The organism is Streptomyces sp. NPDC041968 (assembly GCF_055589025.1).
Genome location: NZ_JBVJCB010000012.1, coordinates 203,987 through 222,992 on the forward strand (window position 1 = coordinate 203,987; position 19,006 = coordinate 222,992).

The window sequence follows — 19,006 nt, forward strand, 5'->3', positions numbered from 1 at the left end:
CCGTCCCGTCCCTCAGGGGCTGAGCCGCTCCACCCGCCAGCCCCCGTCCGCCTCCGCCACGTACCGGAGCCGGTCGTGCAGCCGGTTCTCCCGCCCCTGCCAGAACTCCACCTCCCGCGGCACCACCCGGAACCCGCCCCAGTGCGGCGGCACCGGCACCTGCTCGCCCTCCGGATACCGCGCGGCCAGCTCCGCGTACGCGGCGTCCAGGGCGTCCCGCCCGGTCACCACGGACGACTGGACACTGGCCCAGGCCCCCAGCTGGGAGCCGTGGGGCCGGGTGCGGAAGTACGCGGCGGTCTCGTCCCGCCCGGTACGCTCCGCGACGCCCGTGACGATCACCTGCCGGGCCATCGGATGCCAGGGGAACAGCAGCGAGACCTGCGGGTTCTCCGCCAGCTCGCGCGCCTTGCGGGAGCCGTAGTTGGTGTAGAAGACGAACCCCTGCTCGTCGAAGTGCTTCAGCAGCACCGTGCGGGAGCTGGGCCGCCCCCGCGCGTCGGCCGTCGAGACGACCACGGCGTTCGGCTCGAAGAGCCCGCCCTCGGTCGCGGCCTGCCGGAACCAGCGCGCGAACTGCTCGACGGGCGTGGCGGCCAGCTCGGTCTCGGCGAGTCCGTCGGCCCGGTACTGCTTGCGCATCGAGGGGAGATCGAAGGGAGCGGCGTCGCGATCGGTCACGCCGCCATCCTGCCGTACCGGCGATGTTCTTGGTCACTGCGTGGCACTGAGTGCCGCACCCCCTCCCCAAGCGTGTCACTCGGGGATATCGTGCTTGCTCCCGCTCCGGTCGGATGAACGCCGACCGTACGGGGCATCACAGGGGTGACCGCCAGGACCGCGAGTCGTCGACACGACCGTGGATCCGAGGGACCGAGCGTCCACGGGGGCGCCGCACCGCCTCCGCACCGGTCGCCACACATCACGATCACGAGGAGCCGCTGATGTCCGACTTCGTACCCGGGCTCGAGGGAGTCGTCGCGTTCGAGACGGAGATCGCCGAACCCGACAAGGAGGGCGGCGCGCTGCGCTACCGCGGCGTCGACATCGAGGACCTCGTCGGCCACGTCTCCTTCGGCAACGTATGGGGTCTGCTCGTCGACGGCGCCTTCAACCCCGGTCTGCCGCCCGCCGAGCCCTTCCCGATCCCCGTCCACTCCGGCGACATCCGCGTCGACGTCCAGTCCGCCCTCGCCATGCTCGCCCCCGTCTGGGGCCTCAAACCCCTCCTCGACATCGACGCCGAGCAGGCCCGCGCGGACCTCGCCCGCGCCGCCGTCATGGCCCTGTCCTACGTCGCCCAGTCCGCCCGCGGCCAGGGCCTGCCCATGGTCCCGCAGCGCGAGATAGACAAGGCCGGCTCCGTCGTCGAACGCTTCATGATCCGCTGGCGCGGCGAACCCGACCCCAAGCACGTCGCCGCCGTCGACGCCTACTGGACCTCGGCCGCCGAGCACGGCATGAACGCCTCCACCTTCACCGCCCGCGTCATCGCCTCCACCGGCGCCGACGTGGCCGCGGCCCTCTCCGGAGCGGTGGGTGCCATGTCCGGCCCGCTGCACGGCGGCGCCCCCTCGCGTGTCCTGCACATGATCGAGGAGATCGAGCGCACCGGCGACGCGGAGGCCTACGTCAGGAAGACCCTCGACGCGGGCGAACGCCTCATGGGCTTCGGCCACCGCGTCTACCGCGCCGAGGACCCCCGCGCCCGCGTCCTGCGCCGCACCGCCCGCGAACTGGGCGCGCCGCGCTTCGAGGTCGCCGAGGCCCTGGAGAAGGCCGCCCTGACCGAACTCCACGCCCGCCGCCCCGACCGGGTGCTGGCCACCAACGTCGAGTTCTGGGCCGCCATCATCCTGGACTTCGCCGAGGTCCCGGCCCACATGTTCACCTCGATGTTCACCTGCGCCCGCACCGCCGGCTGGTCGGCGCACATCCTGGAGCAGAAGCGCACCGGCCGCCTGGTCCGCCCCTCCGCCCGCTACGTCGGCCCCGGACCCCGCGATCCGCGCGACATCGAGGGGTACGCCGGCATCGCGCACTGACCCGCGAACGCAGACGACCCGCGAGTCTGGTTCCTCCAGTGGAGGAGCCGGCCGGACGTACCGGCGACTCGCGGGTCGGGTGACTGCTGGGATTGGGCCGGCTGCACGCGTCTGTCACGCGCTGGTCCGGCACCGCACTCCGTGTGGTGACGGGCCGCTAGCCCGCAGCCACCTCACGCGTCCGGTTCTCATACATCTGCCGAACCACCTCCCTTCTCGTGTACCGCACAGCCTAGGAACCGGTCGGCGTCCGATCAATCGGTTTTCACGGTCGATTCGCCGGCGGTCTCCCATGGACGCGTCCGCGCTGGTCACCTACCGTTCGGCGCATGACACAGCGACAGGGGGAGCCGTCGGTCCCGGGGCTGCGGGTCGAGGCCGTGGACGGGGTCGCCATGGTGGAGGAGTGGCGGCACGTCCACAACGTGACCGTGCCGCCCGCGGCGATGAGTCCGGACCAGGCGCGGGAGCGCGCCGGGCGGTACCGGCTGGAGAACGCCTACCTCGGGGACGTGCTCGTCGGCTGCTCCACCGTGCGGCCGCCCCAGGGGGAGGAGCGGGTGGCGACCGTGATCGCCCGGGTCCTGCCCGGCCACCGCGGCCGCGGGATCGGTTCGGCGCTCTACGCGTCGGGGATGGCGCACGCGCGCGCCCTCGGTGCCGGGGCGGTGGAGACCGTGGTGCTGGCCGCGAACACCGAGGGGCTGAGGTTCGCCGAGGCGCGCGGGTTCGTGGAACGCGAGCGGTACGTGCTGGACGGCGAGAGCGACGAATGGGTCGATCTGCGGCTCGCCCGACGCCCCGCATGACGGGGGCGTATGCCGAGTTTCCGCAGTACAACGATTTTCGCAATCTTGTGGGAACTCGGTGTGTGCTGCATCACGTTCGAGTTGAATGAAGGCCAGTGAAGGCCAGTGAGCGAGCCGACGTACCGTACGGCGGACGCAGCCTGCAGGGGGTCCAGGTGAGTGCTTCCCGGAGTAGTGGGATCACCGACGAGCTGGGGCCGGACGAGCCGGAGCAGCCCGAGCGGGACGGCGCGGACCTGTTGGCCGCGCTGCTCGACGGCATGGACGCGGCCCTGTGCGCCTTCGACGGGGACGGGGTCGTCACCCATTGGAACCGGGAGGCGGAGCGCATCCTGGGCTGGACCGCGGCCGAGGCCGTGGGGCGGCAGGGCTTCGCGGGCTGGGCCGTGCGCCGGGCGGACGCCGGTGAGGTCGAGCAGCGGCTGCTGTCCGCGATGCGGGCGCCGGGCCGGCAGGTGCACGAGTTCGCGCTGCTGACCAAGGACGGCGGGCGGGTGCTGGTGCGCACCCAGTCCGCGGCCGTACGCGGCCCCGACGGCCGGCCCGCGGGGGTGTACTGCGCGTTCAGCGAGGTGCACGCCCAGATCGACCTGGAGCGTTCCATCGCGCTGAGCGAGGCCCTCCTGGAGGACGCGAGCTGGGGCGTGGTGCTGGTGGACGTGGATCTGCGGCCCGCCGTGGTGAACGCCCACGCGGCCCGGGCGCTGGGCGCCGGGCGTACGTCGGTGCTGGGCCGGCCGCTCGGCGACCTGCTCGCCCAGGGCGTGGAGGAGCTGGAGAGCGCGCTGACGCACGTGCTGGCGGAAGGGACGCCGCCGGGGCCCGCCGAGGTCTGGGTGAGCGTGCGCACCGCGGAGGGCGAGCGGCGCCGGTGCTGGCGCAGCGGCTTCGTGCGGCTGGCGTCGCCGCTGGCGGAGGAGCCGGTGCCGCTGGGTGTCGGCTGGCTGTTCCAGGACGTCACGGAGTCGAAGCAGGTCGAACAGGACGCGGCGCTGCTGCGGTTCCGGGCCAACCAGCTGCACCGCGCGGCGCGGGCGGCGGCCGAGTGCGAGGACCCGGCGGAGGCGGCGGTCGTCCACCTGGACTTCGCGCTCGCCGGGTTCGCCGACCACGCGCTGGTCGACCGGATCGTGGGCGGCGTGGCGGACACCGACGCCGACCCGGCGCAGCCGGTCCGGCTGGTCCGGGTGGCGGCCACGCCGTCCGGTGCGCCGGGACCGAGCGTGCCGGCCGGGACGACCGGGATGCCGGTGCGCTACGGCGCGAGCCACCCGGCGGTGCAGTGCGTGGAGCGGGCGGGTTCGGTGCGGGCCAGTGCCGGTGTGCGGGCGGTGCCGGCCGAGCGGGTGCGTGAGTGGGCGGCGGCCCGGCAGTGGCCGGCGGACACGGTGCACGGCCTGTGCGCGGTGCTGCGCAGCCGGGGCCGGACGCTGGGCGTCGTGACGTTCCTGCGGGGCTCGGGGCGGAGCGCGTTCGAGCGGTCCGACGCGATGTACGCCGAGGACGTGGCCGTGCGCATCGCGGCGGTGCTGGACCTGGCCGGTGCGGTGGGGAAGCGGTAGCGGAGGCGGCGCCTGTGCCGCCCGGGCGGGCGGGTCAGCGTCGGTAGAAGATCCGGTCGCGGTACTGGTCCAGTACCCGCTCGTTCCACTCGGGGCCGCCGTCCACGTTGCCGGAGCGCAGCAGGGGCGGTTCGATGCCCCGGTCGGCGAGGGCGGTGGCGGCCGTGGCCGTGATGGCCTGCATCAGGGCGCTGGTGACGACCGTGGAGGCGGGGGCGAAGGGCGCCGGGACGGTGTCGAGCGTGAGTTCCGCGTCGCCGACGGCGATCTTGGAGTCGAGCACGATGTCGCAGTGGTCCTTGAGGAAGGTGCCGGAGGAGTGCCGTGACGTGGTCTCGGCGGCGTAGGCCACCGAGGTCACGCCGATGACCCGCACCCCCAGCGCGCGGGCGTTCTGGGCCATCTCCACGGGCAGGGCGTTGCGCCCGGAGAGGGAGATGACGACCAGGGCGTCGCCCTCGCGCAGGGGCGAGGAGTCCAGCACCACGCCGGCGAGGCCGCCGACGCGTTCCAGGGCGGAGCCGAGGGTGGCGGGCATGACGTCGACGCCGACGACGCCGGGCACGGCGAGCAGGTTCATCAGGGCGAGCCCGCCGGCGCGGTAGACGGTGTCCTGGGCGGCGAGCGAGGAGTGACCGGCGCCGAAGGCGAAGAGCCGCCCACCGTTCTGCACGGTGTCGGCGAGCAGCGTGCCGGCCGCCTCGATGGCGTCGGCCTCCTCGTCGCGGACGCGTCGCAGGAGGTCGATCGCGGCGTCGATGAACTGGCCGGCCGGCTTGCGGTCGCTCATGCGGGACCCCTTAGGTGTGGCTGTGTCGCGGATCACCGTGCGGTCTGGACCACTGCGGTGTCAATACGGTGTCGGGGACGCCCGCCCGGGCCGCCGGGGCCCGGCTTTCCGCGGTGAGGCACGGTTGTCGGTGGTATGCGTCAGAATTGAATTCCAGGGCCAGCGCACGCGCCGGTGGGCCGTAGCCTCCGGCAATCTCATCAAGGGGCACGAATGTCCGGACTGATCGACACCACGGAGATGTATCTCCGCACCATCCTGGAGCTGGAGGAGGAAGGTGTGGTCCCGATGCGCGCCCGGATCGCCGAGCGGCTCGACCAGAGCGGTCCGACGGTCAGCCAGACGGTGGCGCGGATGGAGCGCGACGGTCTGGTGTCCGTGGCGGCCGACCGGCACCTGGAGCTGACCGACGAGGGCCGTCGGCTGGCCACCCGCGTGATGCGCAAGCACCGGCTGGCGGAGTGCCTGCTCGTCGACGTGATCGGCCTGGAGTGGGAGCAGGTGCACGCCGAGGCGTGTCGCTGGGAGCACGTGATGAGCGAGGCCGTGGAGCGCCGCGTGCTGGAGCTGCTGCGCCACCCGACCGAGTCGCCGTACGGGAACCCGATCCCGGGCCTGGAGGAGCTGGGCGAGACGGACGGAGCGGACCCGTTCCTGGACGAGGGCATGGTCTCGCTCGCCGACCTGGACCCGGGCCTGGAGGGCAAGACGGTCGTCGTGCGCCGGATCGGGGAGCCGATCCAGACGGACGCGCAGCTGATGTACACGCTGCGCCGGGCGGGTGTGCGGCCCGGCTCGGTGGTGAGCGTCACGGAGTCGGCGGGCGGGGTGCTGGTGGGCAGCGGCGGCGAGGCGGCGGAGCTGGAGTCGGAGGTCGCCTCCCACGTGTTCGTCGCCAAGCGCTGAAGACCGGCCGGCCGGGTCCCGTCCGTCGCGGGGCGTTCCGGCCACGGGTGTGATCCCGTCGTTTCCGGGAGCCGGTGAGCCGAATCGCAGCGCCCGGCGGCGTCGCGTGCAAGGCTGGGCGCGAGGCATATGACGTTGAGGGGCTCTGGGCCGTGTGCCGACAGCGATGTCGCCCGGCCGGGGAGGGGGAGGGTGTGACGGAGAGACGGAGAGGGCCCCGGCGCCGTGTGGCGCCGGGGCCTGTCCTCCCCTGTGCTGACCCGGAGCCCCGAGCTCTCAGGGTCAATCCCCTCGGACCGTTTTCCCCGAGCGGTCCGCCTCCCGTTGAAGATCTCCCCTGGGCGGCGACGATCAATCCCTGAGGGGTGTCACTCGAATGAGGGGTGTTGCTCAGCGAGACGGCCTCTTCGAATGGGCATTCGATACTCTGCGGACGTCGGACGGCCGCGCACGCGACGGCGGTCACGGCGAGCAGGACAGGCACGGCAGGCAGGACACGGTTCACAGGACCGGCCGGCCCGGCAGGGGCGGGCGGTCCGAGCGGAGCTTGGGGGGTGCCAGGACCTATGGCGCGGCGCATCGACGTGACCGGCGCGGGCGGCGTACGCCTCGCGGCCTGGGAGTTCGGCGACCCTCCCAAGACCGGCGGGCCCTACGACACGGCCCTCGAAGACACGGCTCTCGGACACACGGCTCTCGGTGGCACGGCCTCCGGTGGCGCGGACGGGAGCGGCGGCGCCCTGTCGCGCACGCCCTCCGGGCCCTCCGCCCCCGGCACGGGTGACCTGCCGGGTGTGTTGTTGCTCCACGGTCTGATGGGCCGCGCCTCGCACTGGGCCCCCACCGCCCGCTGGCTCTCCGCCCGGCACCGGGCCGTCGCCCTCGACCAGCGCGGACACGGCCGCAGCGACAAGCCCCCGCGCGGCGCCTACACCCGGGAGGCCTACGTCGAGGACGTCGAGGCCGCCCTGGAGCAGCTCGGTCTCGGCCCGGCCGTCCTGATCGGCCACGCCATGGGCGCGTTGACCGCCTGGCAGCTCGCCGCGAAACGCCCCGACCTGGTCCGCGGCCTGATCATCTGCGACATGCGGGCGTCGGCGCTCGGCGCCGCCTCGCAGCACACCTGGACCGAGTGGTTCCGCGCCTGGCCCGTCCCCTTCGCCACACTCGCGGACGTGCGCAAGTGGTTCGGCGAGGACGACCCGTGGGTTGAGCGGCCCAACCCGGCCCGGGGCGAGTTCTACGTCGAGGTGATGGCCGAGTCCCCGGACGGCTGGCGGCCCGTCTTCGAACCGGAGCAGATGCTCAGGTCCCGGGAGACGTGGGTCTACGACGCCCACTGGGAGGAGCTGGCCCAGGTCCGCTGCCCGACCCTGGTCGTCCGCGGCCTCGACGGCGAGCTGGGCCGCGCGGAGGCGCAGGAGATGGTCCGCGTGCTCCCGCGCGGCCAGTACGCGGAGGTCGCCGACGCCGGCCATCTCGTCCACTACGACCAGCCGGAGGCGTGGCGGGCGGCCATCGAGCCGTTCCTGGACGCCCTCAGGGAGTCCTGACCCGGGCGCCGGCGGGGGAGGGCGGCCGGCGTCAGCCTTGCTTGCCGTCCTTCCCGTGGTGCGTGGCGCGGGCGGCGACTGCCCTAACGGTCCCTGCCGCAGGCGTACGCCAGCGGTGAGATCAGCTCCTCCACGTCCGGCAGCCACCGGTTCGCCGGGGTGGGCCGGCACGCCCACTGCACGGCCCCCCGCGTCCCGTACCGCGTGGGCGGGGCGGCCACGAAGGTGCCCTCGCCCAGCGCGGTCAGGTCGAGGGACGACGGCGACCATCCCAGCCGCCGCACGAGGTCCGGCATCTTGGCCGCGGCACCCGGGAGGACGAAGAACCGCATCCGCCGGTCCGGCGTCAGCGTCACCGGGCCGAGCGTCAGCTCCATCCGCTCCATCCGGGCCAGCGCCAGGAAACCCGCGGTCTCGGGCACGTCGATCGCGTCGAACGTCCGCCCGGTGGGCAGCAGGATCGACGCCGTCGGCTGCTTCTGCCACATACGCCGGGCGACGGTGGCGCTGCCCGTCGCCTGGGTCGCCCAGTCCTCGCGCGCCGGGTGCGCGCCCGGGGCGGCGCACGCCGGGTCCCCGCAGGAGCAGCGCTGCACCCCGTCGGCGGCTTCGAGCCAGGTGCCGGGGAACACGTCCCAGTGGCGCTCCTCGGCGTAGCGTACGGCGGTCTCCAGCAGCGATGCACCGCGCTGCTGGGGGATCTGAGCGGCTTCGGTGCCCGGGATGGTCTCTTCCACGTGGAACTCAACTCCCGCGCCCACCCCGGGTTACGGGGGCCCGCCCGTCTCCCGCGCCGGCCCTCCCGAGGCGTGCCCGCCGGGCCCCGCCCCGCCCTTTGCGCCGGGGAGGAGCACCGATTCCGCACCTGGGGCGCATGGGTGCATGTTCGGGGGCGCGCGGGAGGATCCACCGCGGGAGCTGGGTAGCCACGTCTGGGGCCGGCGGCGGCCGTTGCCCCGGCAATCCTCGCAAGCTTCGCAAGTCTCGCATTGTCGGCACATCGACGGGGCATTGATCTTCACGGCCGGATCCATCGGTCCGCCGGGACAGCACCGATACCGCATGACACCGCAAGAGACCGCATGGGGGTTACGCCATGGCCGCAAGGCCTCTCGTCGCGCGGCAGCCGAACGAACGACTGCAGGCGCTCATTCAGGAAGCGGGCTGCTCGAACGCGGGCCTCGCCCGCCGGGTCAACGTGTGCGGGGTCGAGCACGGACTCGACCTGCGGTACGACAAGACCTCCGTGGCCCGCTGGCTGCGCGGACAGCAACCGCGGGGCCGGGCACCGGCGATCATCGCCGAGGCGCTCGGACGCAAGCTCGGCCGCACGGTCACGATCGACGAGATCGGCATGGCCAACGGCAAGAACCTCGCGTCGGGTGTCGGCCTCCAGTTCTCGCCGACGGTACTGGGCGCCATCGAGCAGGTCTGCGAGCTGTGGCGCAGTGACGTCGGCCGCCGGGACTTCCTGTCCGGTTCCTCCGTCGCCGCCTCCGCGCTCGTCGAACCGAGCCGGGACTGGCTGATCTCCGCCCCCGACTCGCAGGTCTCGCGCTCGGCCGGGCCGCGGGTGGGGCCCTCCGACGTGGCGGCCGTGCGGGCGATGACGCAGGCGCTGGTGGACCTGGACCACCAGTACGGCAGCGGGCACGTGCGCCCGGTGGTCGTGCACTACCTGAACAGCGTCGTCTCCGGGCTGCTCGCGGGCTCCTACCGGGAGGCGGTCGGACGGGAGTTGTTCGCCACGGTCGCCCGATTGACCGAACTGGCCGGATACATGGCCGTCGACACCGGGCAACCGGGGCTCGCCCAGCGGTACTACATCCAGTCGCTGCGGCTCGCGCAGGCGGCCGGCGACCGCGGGTACGGCGGGTACGTCCTCGCCGCGTCCATGAGTCACCTGGCCGCTCAGCTCGGCAACCCGCGCGAGATCGCGCAGTTGGCGCGCGCGGCGCAGGAGGGCGCGCGGGGGCGGGTGACACCGCGGGCGGAGGCGATGTTCCACGCGGCCGAGGCCCGCGGCCACGCGCTCCTCGGCGACGTGCGGGCCGCCCACACGGCGGCCGGACGGGCGGTCGCCGCGATGGACGCGGCCGACGCGTCCTCCGGGGACGACCCCGTGTGGATCGCGCACTTCGACGAGGCCTATCTCGCCGACGAGTTGGCCCACTGCCACCGGGACCTCGGGCAGGCCGACGCCGCGGCGCGGTACGCGCGGGAGTCCCTGGACGGGCACCCCGAGTCACGGGCGCGCAGGCGGGCCATCGGGCATGTGCTGCTGGCCACCGCCCAGGTGCAGCAGCGGGAGATCGAACAGGCCTGCACCACCGCGACGAAGGCGGTGGAACTCCTGGAGACGCTCCGCTCGAACCGGGGCGCCGAGTACCTGGACGACTTCCAGGCGCGGCTGGAACCGTACCGGGAGGAGGCGGTGGTGAGGGAGTTCGGGGCGCGGCTCGACCTCCAGCCCGCGGCGTGAACGCGAGGGCCGCGCGCACGTGAACTCACGGGAAACGGCGGCACGGTGAGCGCGAGCCACCGTGAACAGCGTGCCGCGGCCCGGTTTTGTTACTGCTGTCACAGGGAAGGAGTCCACGCCCCATGCGGCGTGGCAGTGGGCTCCGGGGACCCGGTAGCGTGAGCCGACGATTCCGAAGGTCCCCCATTCGTAGGAGTCCCGGTGACGCAGAGTGGACAGGGCGAGGAGCCCTCGGCGCGACCCGCGCGCGAAGGCATCGTGCTGCCCTCCGACGGTGGCGAGCCGCTGCTGCCGGGCCTGGCAGGCACAGGTGCCGGCCCGGCCGGCCGGCCCGTGCCCCCCTCGGCGCCGCCCGGCGGCCAGGCCTGGGACCGGCCGTGGGGTCCCGATCAGCAGCAGGGCCCGGCGCAGGACCAGGGCTGGCCGACGCCGGCCGGAGCCCAGCCCTGGGACTCCGGGCGGCCGGAGACCGCCCAGCCGCCCGCCGCGCACGGCTGGCCCGCGCAGGACGGCCCGGGCCGGTCGCCCGGCGCCCTGCCGCCCCAGGCGGGCCCCGGCCCGCTCCCCCCGGAGGGCGCGCAGGCCCCGGCGGCGTACGGCGCCCCGGCCTCGGCCTACGGCGGCCAGGTTCCGGGTGCGTACGGTGACCAGGCGAGCGGCCAGGGCGCGGGTGCGTACGGTGAGCAGGTTCCGGGTGCGTACGGCGACCAGGGCTACGGCGCGGGGTCCTCGTACCCGCAGCAGGGTCAGGGGGCCGGGTCCCGGGCGCCGCAGCAGCAGTCCGCACCGCTGCCGTCGGCCGACGAGGGGCTCACCCAGTTCCTGCCGCCGGTCGGGACACCCGCGGACGAGGGCGCGACGCAGTACATACCCCCCGTGGGACCGGGGGCGCTGCCTCCGGAGAGACCCGCGCAGACGCACGCCCGGCACGGCCGGCCCGACGCCGAGTCGACGCAGTTCCTCGGCCGGGCCCCGCAGCACTACCCGACGCAGGACGCGGCCGGACACCGGCCCGCCCCCGCGGCGCCCGCCCCGCACCCCGACGCCGAGGCCACGCAGTACATCGCCCCCGTGCCCGGCGGCCCCGCGCCGGCCCCCTACGGAGCGCCCGGCGGTGAGGAGAACCGCCAGCCGCCCGCCGAGTTCGACAACCTCTTCCGCAGCGGGCCCGGCGCCGACAGCCCGGCCTCGTCCACCCAGCAGATGCCCCGCTTCGACGAGCCGCAGCCGCCGCGCCCCGGCGACCGGTCCGGGTACGCCCCCCAGGGCCCCGGCGGTGGCGGCGGCGGCAGGCGGCGCGGGAACGAGGACGGCGGCGGCCGCGGCGGCCGCGGCGGCCGCGGTGGACGGACGGGTTCCCGGCTGCCGCTCCTGGCGGCCGTGGGGGTCGGCATCGCCGTCGTCGGCGTCGGGGCCGGCGCGATGATGGCGGGCGGGGGCGGCGAGGAGGACACCGGCGGCAACCAGACCGTGTCCGCCACCGCCCCGGCCTCCGCCTCCGCGTCCGCCTCCGCCTCCGCGTCGCCGTCCGCGGACCCGGTCCGGCAGCAGGCCGTCGAGCTGGACAAGCTGCTGGCCCACAGCGGCAACAGCCGGTCCGCGGTGATCAACGCCGTGGGCGACGTGAAGACCTGCGACAACCTGCCCCAGGCGGCCAAGGACCTCCGTGAGGCCGCCAAACAGCGCACCGGGCTGGTCACCAGCCTCTCCCGGCTGAGCGTGGACAAGCTGCCCCGGCACTCCGAGCTGACCACCGCCCTCACCAAGGCGTGGCAGGCCTCGGCGTCGGCCGACAACCACTACGCGGCCTGGGCCGACCAGACGGCCGGCAAGAACGGCTGCAAGAAGGGCAAGCCCCGCTCCAGCCCGGGGGCCGGCAACCGGGAGAGCGGCACGGCGAGCAAGGAGAAGGCGAAGGCCGCCAAGCTCTGGAACGCCATCGCCAAGGAGTACGGCCTGACGGAACGCCAGCCCACCCAGCTGTGACGGCCCCCGGCCCCCGCCTCCGGGCGCCGGGCCGGGCGGTTCGCTCAGGCCACGTCGGCGTTCTGCAGGGTGCGGGTGGTGTCCAGGGTGCCCTGGCGGGCCGAGACGAGCCGGCCCTCGCGTACGACCTGCAGCGACACCTCGGTGTTGACCAGGCGCGGGAAGCCGACCGAGGCCAGCTTGTCCGCGAACGTCCACCGGAGCGGCGGCGTGAGACCGCCCGTGCCGATCTCCAGCCCGCCGTCCAGGGCCCGCCGGACGGTGTCGGCGCCGACCTCGCCGTCACCGAGGGACTCGACCACCTTCCTGAGGACGGTGTACGCGATGTACGTGGTCTGCACCCCGGCGTCCGCCGCGTCGACGTCGTTGTCGCCGAACGCCTGCTCCTTGATCACCTTCTTCATCCCGGCCCAGGCGGGGTCGCTCACCGACGGGTACCAGCCGGTGACGTACGCCCCCTCGTAGGGCCCGGACTCCCCGCCGCTCGCGTTGATCGTGGTCTGGTCGACGCTGCCGAGCACGGTCGCGGTCCGCACCTCGGGGTGGTCCTCGCGGGCCCGGCGGAAGGAGTCCATGAAGATGCCCGTGCGGTCCCCGAGAACGGGCACCACGCACCCCCGGTCCGACGAGTCGGCGGTCGCCCACCGCAGTGCCTGCTCGGACTGGCCGCCGTACTCGGTGGCGTCCTCCGCCGCCCGCTGGTCGTGGGCGTGCTCGTGACCGCCCGAGGCGAGCCCGGAGTCGAGCAGCACGGGCAGCTCGTCGCCCGCGATGGTGTCGGGCCGGACGAGGGTGACCGGCCCGCAGGAGCCGGCGAGGGCGCTGCCGAGGCCGGCCAGCAGCGCGGGCTGGCCCCCGTTGACCGGGTAGGACAGCGGGCTGGTGAACTCCGTGTTGGTGATGCCGTAGCCGCCGATGTAGGGGATTCCGGCGCCCTCCAGCACGGGGAGGAAGGAGTCGGCGTGCTGGCTGTAGGAGCCGACGACCGCGACCGCGTTCTCCTTGACCGCGAGGCGGGCGCACTTCGCGGCGGTCACGCTGTCGTTGTGGTCGTTGCAGGTCAGGACGTTGAGCTTGCGTCCGCCGAACCCGCCCTGGGCGTTGACGGAGCGGGCGTAGGCCCGGGCGAAGGCGGGCATGCCGGGCTTGTTGGTCGCGCCCGTGTCCTGGGGCGCCCAGGTCATGACGGTGATCGGGTCGTCGTCCCCGGAACCCCCCGTGGTACCGGGGACGACCCCGCAGCCGACGGCGAGCGACGCGCACGCCACCAGCGCGCCCGCGGACAGGACACCGGTGCGGGATGTCCGGGAGCGGCCGCGGAGGCCGCGGAGGAAGGTGCTGCGGGTGGGTCGCCTGCCGGTCATGTGCCCGCACGATTCCGTCACACGGCTAACCTGGAAGTGACCTGCGGTCAACGCATGGTGACACCGGGGTGAATTGCGGGGGCCGGTGAGGCGTGGAGGAGGGGGAACGTACGATCGATGACCGTGCAAGGTTCGGAGAACTCTTCCCGTCGCGGCCGCCGCTCCTCCACCATGGGCGGCATGCCACTCAACGACATGCCGTGGTGGCGCTGGCGCAGCCAGGTGCGCTCCGCGCTGCACATGCTCTCCGCCCCCGCCTTCCAGCGGGACGTCTGGCTCGCCGGTGTGGACGGCTACGGTGACGTCACGGACGCGGTCTACCGGCTGGTGGAGGACACCTGGCTGGACCACTGGTCCGCCGAGAAGTACGTGGGCACGGTCTTCCGGGACTCGCAGGAGGCGGCGCTCGTGGACACCGCCGTGCTGCGGGTGCTGCGGATCATGCACCAGGTGGGGCCGGACGCGCCGGTGACCGCCTACCTCGAACACCCCGACTGGCCGGAGGCGGTCCGGGCGGCGCGCGACGCGCACGTGCGGCTGGCCACCAGCGACGGCGAGGACCCGGAGGCGGAGCCGCGCACGCTGGAGCTGCTGCGCCTCCTGACCCGGTCCGCCTGAGCGGGCACCCGGGCCCCTCCCGCGGGCCCGCAAGGTCCGGCCGCGTGGCGCCCGGGTCCGCCTGGCGGGACGCCACTCGGCCCCGCGGCCCGGATATGGGACCCTGTCCTGCATGAATGAGCCGTCCCCCGCCGCCGTCCCGCCGGCCGCCGCCCCGGCCGACCAGTACGTCCTGACCCTGTCCTGTCCGGACAAGCAGGGCATCGTGCACGCCGTGTCCAGCTACCTGTTCATGACCGGCTGCAACATCGAGGACAGCCAGCAGTTCGGCGACCACGACACGGGACTGTTCTTCATGCGCGTCCACTTCTCGGCCGAGGCGCCGGTGACCGTGGACAAGCTGCGCGCCAGCTTCACGGCGATCGGGGACGCCTTCCACATGGACTGGCAGATCAACCGGGCCGACGAGAAGATGCGCGTCGTGCTCATGGTCAGCAAGTTCGGGCACTGCCTGAACGACCTGCTCTTCCGGGCCCGGATCGGTGCGCTGCCGGTGGAGATCGCCGCAGTGGTGTCCAATCACACCGACTTCGCCGAGCTGGTGGGTTCCTACGACATCCCCTTCCACCACATCCCCGTGACACGGGACACCAAGGCGGAGGCGGAGGCGCGCGTCCTGGAGATCGTGCGCGAGGAGAACGTCGAACTCGTCGTGCTGGCCCGTTACATGCAGGTCCTCTCCGACGACCTCTGCAAGCAGCTCAGCGGCCGGATCATCAACATCCACCACTCCTTCCTGCCGAGCTTCAAGGGCGCCAAGCCGTACCACCAGGCGCACGCCCGGGGCGTCAAGCTGATCGGGGCGACGGCGCACTACGTGACGGCCGACCTCGACGAGGGGCCGATCATCGAGCAGGAGGTCGAGCGGGTCGGGCACGACGTCACGCCGGACCAGCTGGTCGCCGTCGGGCGGGACGTGGAGTGCCAGGCACTGGCCCGGGCCGTGAAGTGGCACGCGGAGCGGCGGATCCTCCTCAACGGGCGCCGCACGGTCGTCTTCGCCTAGGGCCGCGGGGGCGGCGATCCGCTCCTACATCCTGCTCAGGCTCGCCGCGGCGAACAGCACGTCCCTGATCGCCTCGCGGTCCCCCAGCTGCCCCGCCGCGGCGTCCGCCGGAGGCACGTGGCCCGCGGCCAGCCGGCAGAACTCCACGCCGTCCAGCGCCACATGGGCCACCTCGTGGTCGGCGGAGCCCTGCGCGCCCGGGGAGTCGAGCGGGATGAGCCACTCCCCGCCGCCCGAACCCTCGATCTCCAGGCGCAGGCTGCGCCCCGGCTCCCCCGCGGTCACCAGGCGCGGGCGGGCGGCCGGCGAGGCCAGCCCGTCCCGGCGACGGGCCGCGAGGACGTCCGGCAGCATCCTGGCCGCCAGGTCGATCATGCGGTGCAGATGACGCGCGGCGGGCGGCTCGTACGGGTAGTCCACCGCCTCGGCGATGTCCTCCGCGTGCACCCAGCACTCGAAGGCGCGGTCCAGCATGGCGTCGTGCAGCGGCAGTTCGAAGTCGCCGTAGGACACCGGCATCCGGCCTGCCTCGCCGGTGAACGACACGGTTTGTACGATGCCGTGGCTCTGCTCGCGCCAGGGTGCCCGCACCGCGCGGGTGGGCGGGTAGTGCGACGCCCGCCAGTACGCCTCGGTGCGGCCGGCCGGGGCGGCGGAGGGCGCGGCGACGTCGCCCAGCGGGTCGGCGAGACCCAGGGCGACCGCGACCAGGCCGTCGACGCTCAGCAGGTGCGCGATGACCCCGGCGACGGTGGTACGGCGGCTCGCGGCGCCGTCGGCCTCGTACCAGCGCAGCCGGACCGGCGCGTGCCACTCGGCGTCGCCGATGTCCTGGAGCAGCGCGTCCAGCCGTGCCGTCTCGGCGTCGTAGGGCGTCGCCCACTCGGGCACCGGGATGCGCGGCGGGCGCCGTTCCAGGCAGGCCCCCAGGACGCGGGTGCGCAGGGCGGGGTCCAGGTCGAGGCTCTCCGGGCGTTGCAGCAGTCCGACGGCCTCGCGCAGCCGCAGCGCCTCCTCGGCACAGGGGTCGCACTCGCCGAGGTGCTCCTCGACGGCGGCCGCCTCCTCCGCCGAGCAGGCCGCCAGCGCCCACGCGCCGAGCAGGGACGTCAGCACCTGGTGCTCCAGCGCGACCGGCCCGCCCGGCACCGCGTCGGGCAGCGCCCGCCCACTGTCCTCGACGGACACCCGGGGGAGCGGTATCCGCGCCGGGGAGGCGTCGCCGCCGGGTCGGCCGGGGTCGGCGGGGTTGCCGGGGGCGACGGGGGCGTCGCGCTCTGTGCGATGGCCGGGGTCTCCCGGACCTCCCGCGACCCCGGCATCGGCCCGGTGCCCGTCCGTGCCGGGGCCGTGCCGGCTCGCGGGGCTGCCGTGGGGGTGCGGCTGCCCGGGATCTTCGGTGTTCTCGGTGTTCCCGGTGTTCTCGTTCTCGTCGTGGGTGCCGTGCGCGTCCCTCATGCGGCGCCTCCGTATCCCGGCGGCGCCCCCGGTGCCCCCGGGGAGGCGGCGTCCCGGGCGGTGGAGAGGAGCTGGAGGCCGAGGCGGAGGCGGCGGCGGGCCTCGTCCTCCGTGACGCCGAGGTCGACGGCGGTCTGGCGGTAGTCGCGGCGCTGGAAGTAGGCCAGCTCCAGGGCGGCACGCAGCGGGGCCGGCATGGACTGGACGATGTAGTCGGCGCGGGCGGCGACCGAGGCGTGGCGCACCCTGCTCTCCAGCTCCTCGGTGGTCCCGGTGCCGCTGCGGGCCAGGGCGGCCGTCTCGGTGGCCCGCAGCCGCTGCACGGCCAGGCGGTGCGCCAGCGTGGCCACCCAGGTGCGCAGCGGGCCCTGCCGGGGGTCGTAGGCGTCCGGATGCTCCCAGACGTACGCGAAGACGTCGCGGGTGATGCGGTCGGCGGCCCTCTCGTCACCGAGCACCCGGTGCGCGAGACCGTGCACGAGGGAGGCGAACCGGTCGTACAGCTCCCCCAGGGCGGCGGCCTCGCCGCGCGCGAGGCGCTGCTGCATCTTGCGGTCCCAGCGCAGCGGTGCGTCGCTCTTCGCCATGCGGCCTCTCACCCCCAGTCCGTCGCCTGCTCGCGTCGTGCCCGTTCCGGTCTCCAGCCTGCGGCCGACGTCCCTCCGAATGTAGTCGGCACGTCCGACGTCGCACGCCCCTTTGTGCCAATGCGCGCCCCCGGCCGCCCGCAGGTGATAAGTGCCTCCCCTACCCTCTATCGTGCGACCGGATGCGATCGAACAGGATCGAAACGGTCTGGAACAAGCCGTTTTCGATCGACTCCCGTTTTCCGTGAGGCGTTTGCGGGAACGGCCGCTGGGCAGGTGCGCGCCCAAGAAGCGTAAGCACGGCTTCCGTTTCAGGAGCATGTGGTGGGATTCGGGTGATTCCGGACGTCCGTTGACCGGCGAATGAAGGGCATGGTGGTGACGCTCAATGTGACCGGCGGTGAGCAGGGCGAGTGGGCCGTGCTCCAGGTGTCGGGCGAACTGGACCTGGTGACGTCACCGGTGCTGCGGCAGCGTGTGCACGACGAGGTGGCCGAGGGGCGGCACAGCCTCGTCCTGGATCTCTCCGAGGTCCTGTTCTGCGACTCCAGCGGGGTCGGCGTGCTGATCGCCTCCCGGCGGCTCATCCGCTCCTGTCAGGGCCGGCTGCGCCTGATACTGCCCGCGCAGGGCGCCGTGGACGGTTCCCACGTCAACCGCGTCCTCGGCGCGCTCGGCGTGCGAAGGCTCTTCGACGTGCACCCGGACCTGGCCTCGGCGACCGGCGACGAACCGCGTCCGCTCTCCGCGTAGCGTCCGTCACGCGACCCCCACCACCCACCCGCCCGGCGCGCAGACACGCGGAACCCGCCCGCGCCCGCGCCCGGCGTCGTACGCTCCGAGCGAGACGCAGACCACCCACCGACGTGAGGCGGCCGGAGAGAACAATGGTCAACAGCGAGTACGAGCGCAGGATCGCCGCGCGGTTCACCACCTTCGACCAGGACGGCAACGGCTACATCGACCGCGCGGACTTCAACGCGGCGGCCAAGGCGCTGCTCGCCGAGTTCGGGACCGCCGCGCGGTCCGAGAAGGGGCAGGCCCTGTACGGCGGCGCGGAGGCGCTCTGGCAGGGCATGGCGGGCATCGCCGACCGGGACGGCGACCAGCGCATCACCCGTGAGGAGTTCGTCACGGCGGCGGTCAAGCGGCTGCGGGACAACCCGGACCGCTTCGCCGAGATCGCCCGCCCCTTCCTGCACGCGGCGCTGGCCGTCGCCGACACCGACGGCGACGGAGCCGCCACCGTCGAGGACGCCGCGCGCGTGCTCACGGCGCTCGGCGTGCCCGGGGACAGCGCCCGGTCGGTCGCCGCCGCGCTGGACACGGACGGCGACGGCACGGTGGGGGAGGCGGAGATCGTCCCGGCCTTCGCCCGCTACTTCACCGTGCCCGAGTAGCGCCCGCCGGGCCGACGACGCCCGGATGTCGCGGATCGTGGCGCGATCACGTCACTGAGCGTCGATACCGGGTCGTGTCCACCGCGTGACCCGTCACGGCCCGGAGTCGGCGCCACACTCCGGTACCTTGTGTGGGATGCGAGTGGTCCCGAGCGCCAGCCGTGCCGGAGTTGCCCCTGGGGCGGCTCCGGAAGCGGCGGTGTGCGCCTTGCCCCGCAGGGTGGAACGGCCGCCGGCCCCCGCCTGTTCGACTTCCCGTGACGGGCGTCGCACAGTATGCCGCACCCGTACTCCTTCGCGCTGGAATATGCCCGAAGCGCTTGTTGGCGTGACTGTACGTCAACCATGCTGTCCCGGAGGGGATTCACGTTCCGTGATTCCTGGCCCGGCCGTTGTTCTGGCCATGCAGAAAATGGCCACGATCGTGGCCCTCATGAGGC

General features: G+C 73.8%; 17 protein-coding genes. 11 read left to right on the forward strand and 6 right to left on the reverse strand.

Annotation, left to right across the window (positions count from 1 at the left end; all coding sequences use genetic code 11):
* Positions 1-12 precede the first annotated feature (12 nt).
* A complete protein-coding gene (pdxH, locus tag ACZ6EG_RS27660) occupies positions 13-642 on the reverse strand; it encodes a pyridoxamine 5'-phosphate oxidase (protein ID WP_384695924.1) in 630 nt (209 codons plus the stop codon).
* A 302-nt stretch (positions 643-944) separates the two neighbouring features.
* Between pdxH and ACZ6EG_RS27665 the strand changes: the two genes are divergently transcribed.
* The 3 genes from ACZ6EG_RS27665 (at position 945) to ACZ6EG_RS27675 (ending at position 4,416) form a co-directional block, all read left to right on the forward strand.
* Entirely contained in the window at positions 945-2,045 is a 1,101-nt protein-coding gene (locus tag ACZ6EG_RS27665; RefSeq protein WP_391971215.1) for a citrate synthase 2, read from the forward strand.
* Between the two features lie 329 nt (positions 2,046-2,374).
* The gene (locus ACZ6EG_RS27670; protein WP_469608469.1) at positions 2,375-2,854 is read left to right on the forward strand and encodes a GNAT family N-acetyltransferase; all 480 of its coding nucleotides are present in this window, start codon (positions 2,375-2,377) and stop codon (positions 2,852-2,854) included.
* Positions 2,855-3,009: 155 nt separating this feature from the next.
* On the forward strand, positions 3,010-4,416 hold the full coding sequence (locus tag ACZ6EG_RS27675) for a PAS domain-containing protein (RefSeq protein WP_391971213.1): 1,407 nt from the start codon (positions 3,010-3,012) through the stop codon (positions 4,414-4,416).
* 34 nt (positions 4,417-4,450) lie between these two features.
* On the opposite strand, the gene ACZ6EG_RS27680 is transcribed toward ACZ6EG_RS27675, so the two are convergent.
* Positions 4,451-5,206: an SIS domain-containing protein gene (locus ACZ6EG_RS27680; protein ID WP_391971212.1), complete on the reverse strand. Its 756-nt coding sequence runs from the start codon at positions 5,204-5,206 to the stop codon at positions 4,451-4,453.
* A 213-nt stretch (positions 5,207-5,419) separates the two neighbouring features.
* On the opposite strand from ACZ6EG_RS27680, the gene ACZ6EG_RS27685 reads away from it, so the two are divergent.
* Together ACZ6EG_RS27685 and ACZ6EG_RS27690 are read left to right on the forward strand one after the other, a co-directional pair.
* Positions 5,420-6,112 (forward strand): metal-dependent transcriptional regulator, encoded by a 693-nt coding sequence (locus ACZ6EG_RS27685; protein ID WP_356608343.1) that lies wholly within the window; start codon positions 5,420-5,422, stop codon positions 6,110-6,112.
* Between the two features lie 566 nt (positions 6,113-6,678).
* Positions 6,679-7,665: an alpha/beta fold hydrolase gene (locus tag ACZ6EG_RS27690; RefSeq protein WP_391971211.1), complete on the forward strand. Its 987-nt coding sequence runs from the start codon at positions 6,679-6,681 to the stop codon at positions 7,663-7,665.
* A gap of 83 nt (positions 7,666-7,748) precedes the next feature.
* Here the strand turns inward: ACZ6EG_RS27690 and ACZ6EG_RS27695 are convergent, their stop codons facing one another.
* On the reverse strand, positions 7,749-8,402 hold the full coding sequence (locus ACZ6EG_RS27695; protein WP_469608475.1) for a bifunctional DNA primase/polymerase: 654 nt from the start codon (positions 8,400-8,402) through the stop codon (positions 7,749-7,751).
* Between the two features lie 359 nt (positions 8,403-8,761).
* On the opposite strand from ACZ6EG_RS27695, the gene ACZ6EG_RS27700 reads away from it, so the two are divergent.
* Positions 8,762-10,147 carry a transcriptional regulator gene (locus tag ACZ6EG_RS27700; protein WP_391971209.1) on the forward strand — a complete coding sequence of 462 codons (1,386 nt, stop codon included), beginning with the start codon at positions 8,762-8,764 and terminating at the stop codon, positions 10,145-10,147.
* 201 nt (positions 10,148-10,348) lie between these two features.
* Positions 10,349-12,133: a hypothetical protein gene (locus ACZ6EG_RS27705; protein ID WP_469608479.1), complete on the forward strand. Its 1,785-nt coding sequence runs from the start codon at positions 10,349-10,351 to the stop codon at positions 12,131-12,133.
* Positions 12,134-12,177: 44 nt separating this feature from the next.
* Here ACZ6EG_RS27705 and ACZ6EG_RS27710 read toward each other — a convergent pair whose 3' ends face one another.
* A complete protein-coding gene (locus tag ACZ6EG_RS27710; protein ID WP_469608482.1) occupies positions 12,178-13,497 on the reverse strand; it encodes an ABC transporter substrate-binding protein in 1,320 nt (439 codons plus the stop codon).
* Between the two features lie 117 nt (positions 13,498-13,614).
* On the opposite strand from ACZ6EG_RS27710, the gene ACZ6EG_RS27715 reads away from it, so the two are divergent.
* Both ACZ6EG_RS27715 and purU read left to right on the forward strand, forming a co-directional pair.
* Positions 13,615-14,115 (forward strand): SCO4402 family protein, encoded by a 501-nt coding sequence (locus ACZ6EG_RS27715; protein ID WP_391971206.1) that lies wholly within the window; start codon positions 13,615-13,617, stop codon positions 14,113-14,115.
* 112 nt (positions 14,116-14,227) lie between these two features.
* Positions 14,228-15,121: a formyltetrahydrofolate deformylase gene (purU, locus tag ACZ6EG_RS27720; RefSeq protein WP_383644605.1), complete on the forward strand. Its 894-nt coding sequence runs from the start codon at positions 14,228-14,230 to the stop codon at positions 15,119-15,121.
* Positions 15,122-15,145: 24 nt separating this feature from the next.
* Here the strand turns inward: purU and ACZ6EG_RS27725 are convergent, their stop codons facing one another.
* Both ACZ6EG_RS27725 and ACZ6EG_RS27730 read right to left on the reverse strand, forming a co-directional pair.
* Positions 15,146-16,579 (reverse strand): collagen-like triple helix repeat-containing protein, encoded by a 1,434-nt coding sequence (locus ACZ6EG_RS27725; RefSeq protein ID WP_469608487.1) that lies wholly within the window; start codon positions 16,577-16,579, stop codon positions 15,146-15,148.
* Complete coding sequence (locus tag ACZ6EG_RS27730; protein ID WP_361015559.1) at positions 16,576-17,166, reverse strand: sigma-70 family RNA polymerase sigma factor; 591 nt, start codon at positions 17,164-17,166, stop codon at positions 16,576-16,578. The genes ACZ6EG_RS27725 and ACZ6EG_RS27730 overlap by 4 nt, the downstream gene beginning before the upstream one ends.
* Positions 17,167-17,538: 372 nt before the next feature.
* On the opposite strand from ACZ6EG_RS27730, the gene ACZ6EG_RS27735 reads away from it, so the two are divergent.
* Complete coding sequence (locus ACZ6EG_RS27735) at positions 17,539-17,919, forward strand: STAS domain-containing protein (RefSeq protein ID WP_053132806.1); 381 nt, start codon at positions 17,539-17,541, stop codon at positions 17,917-17,919.
* Between the two features lie 134 nt (positions 17,920-18,053).
* Positions 18,054-18,566, forward strand: coding sequence for an EF-hand domain-containing protein (locus tag ACZ6EG_RS27740; RefSeq protein WP_391971203.1), 513 nt, complete (start codon positions 18,054-18,056; stop codon positions 18,564-18,566).
* The last annotated feature ends 440 nt before the right edge of the window (positions 18,567-19,006 follow it).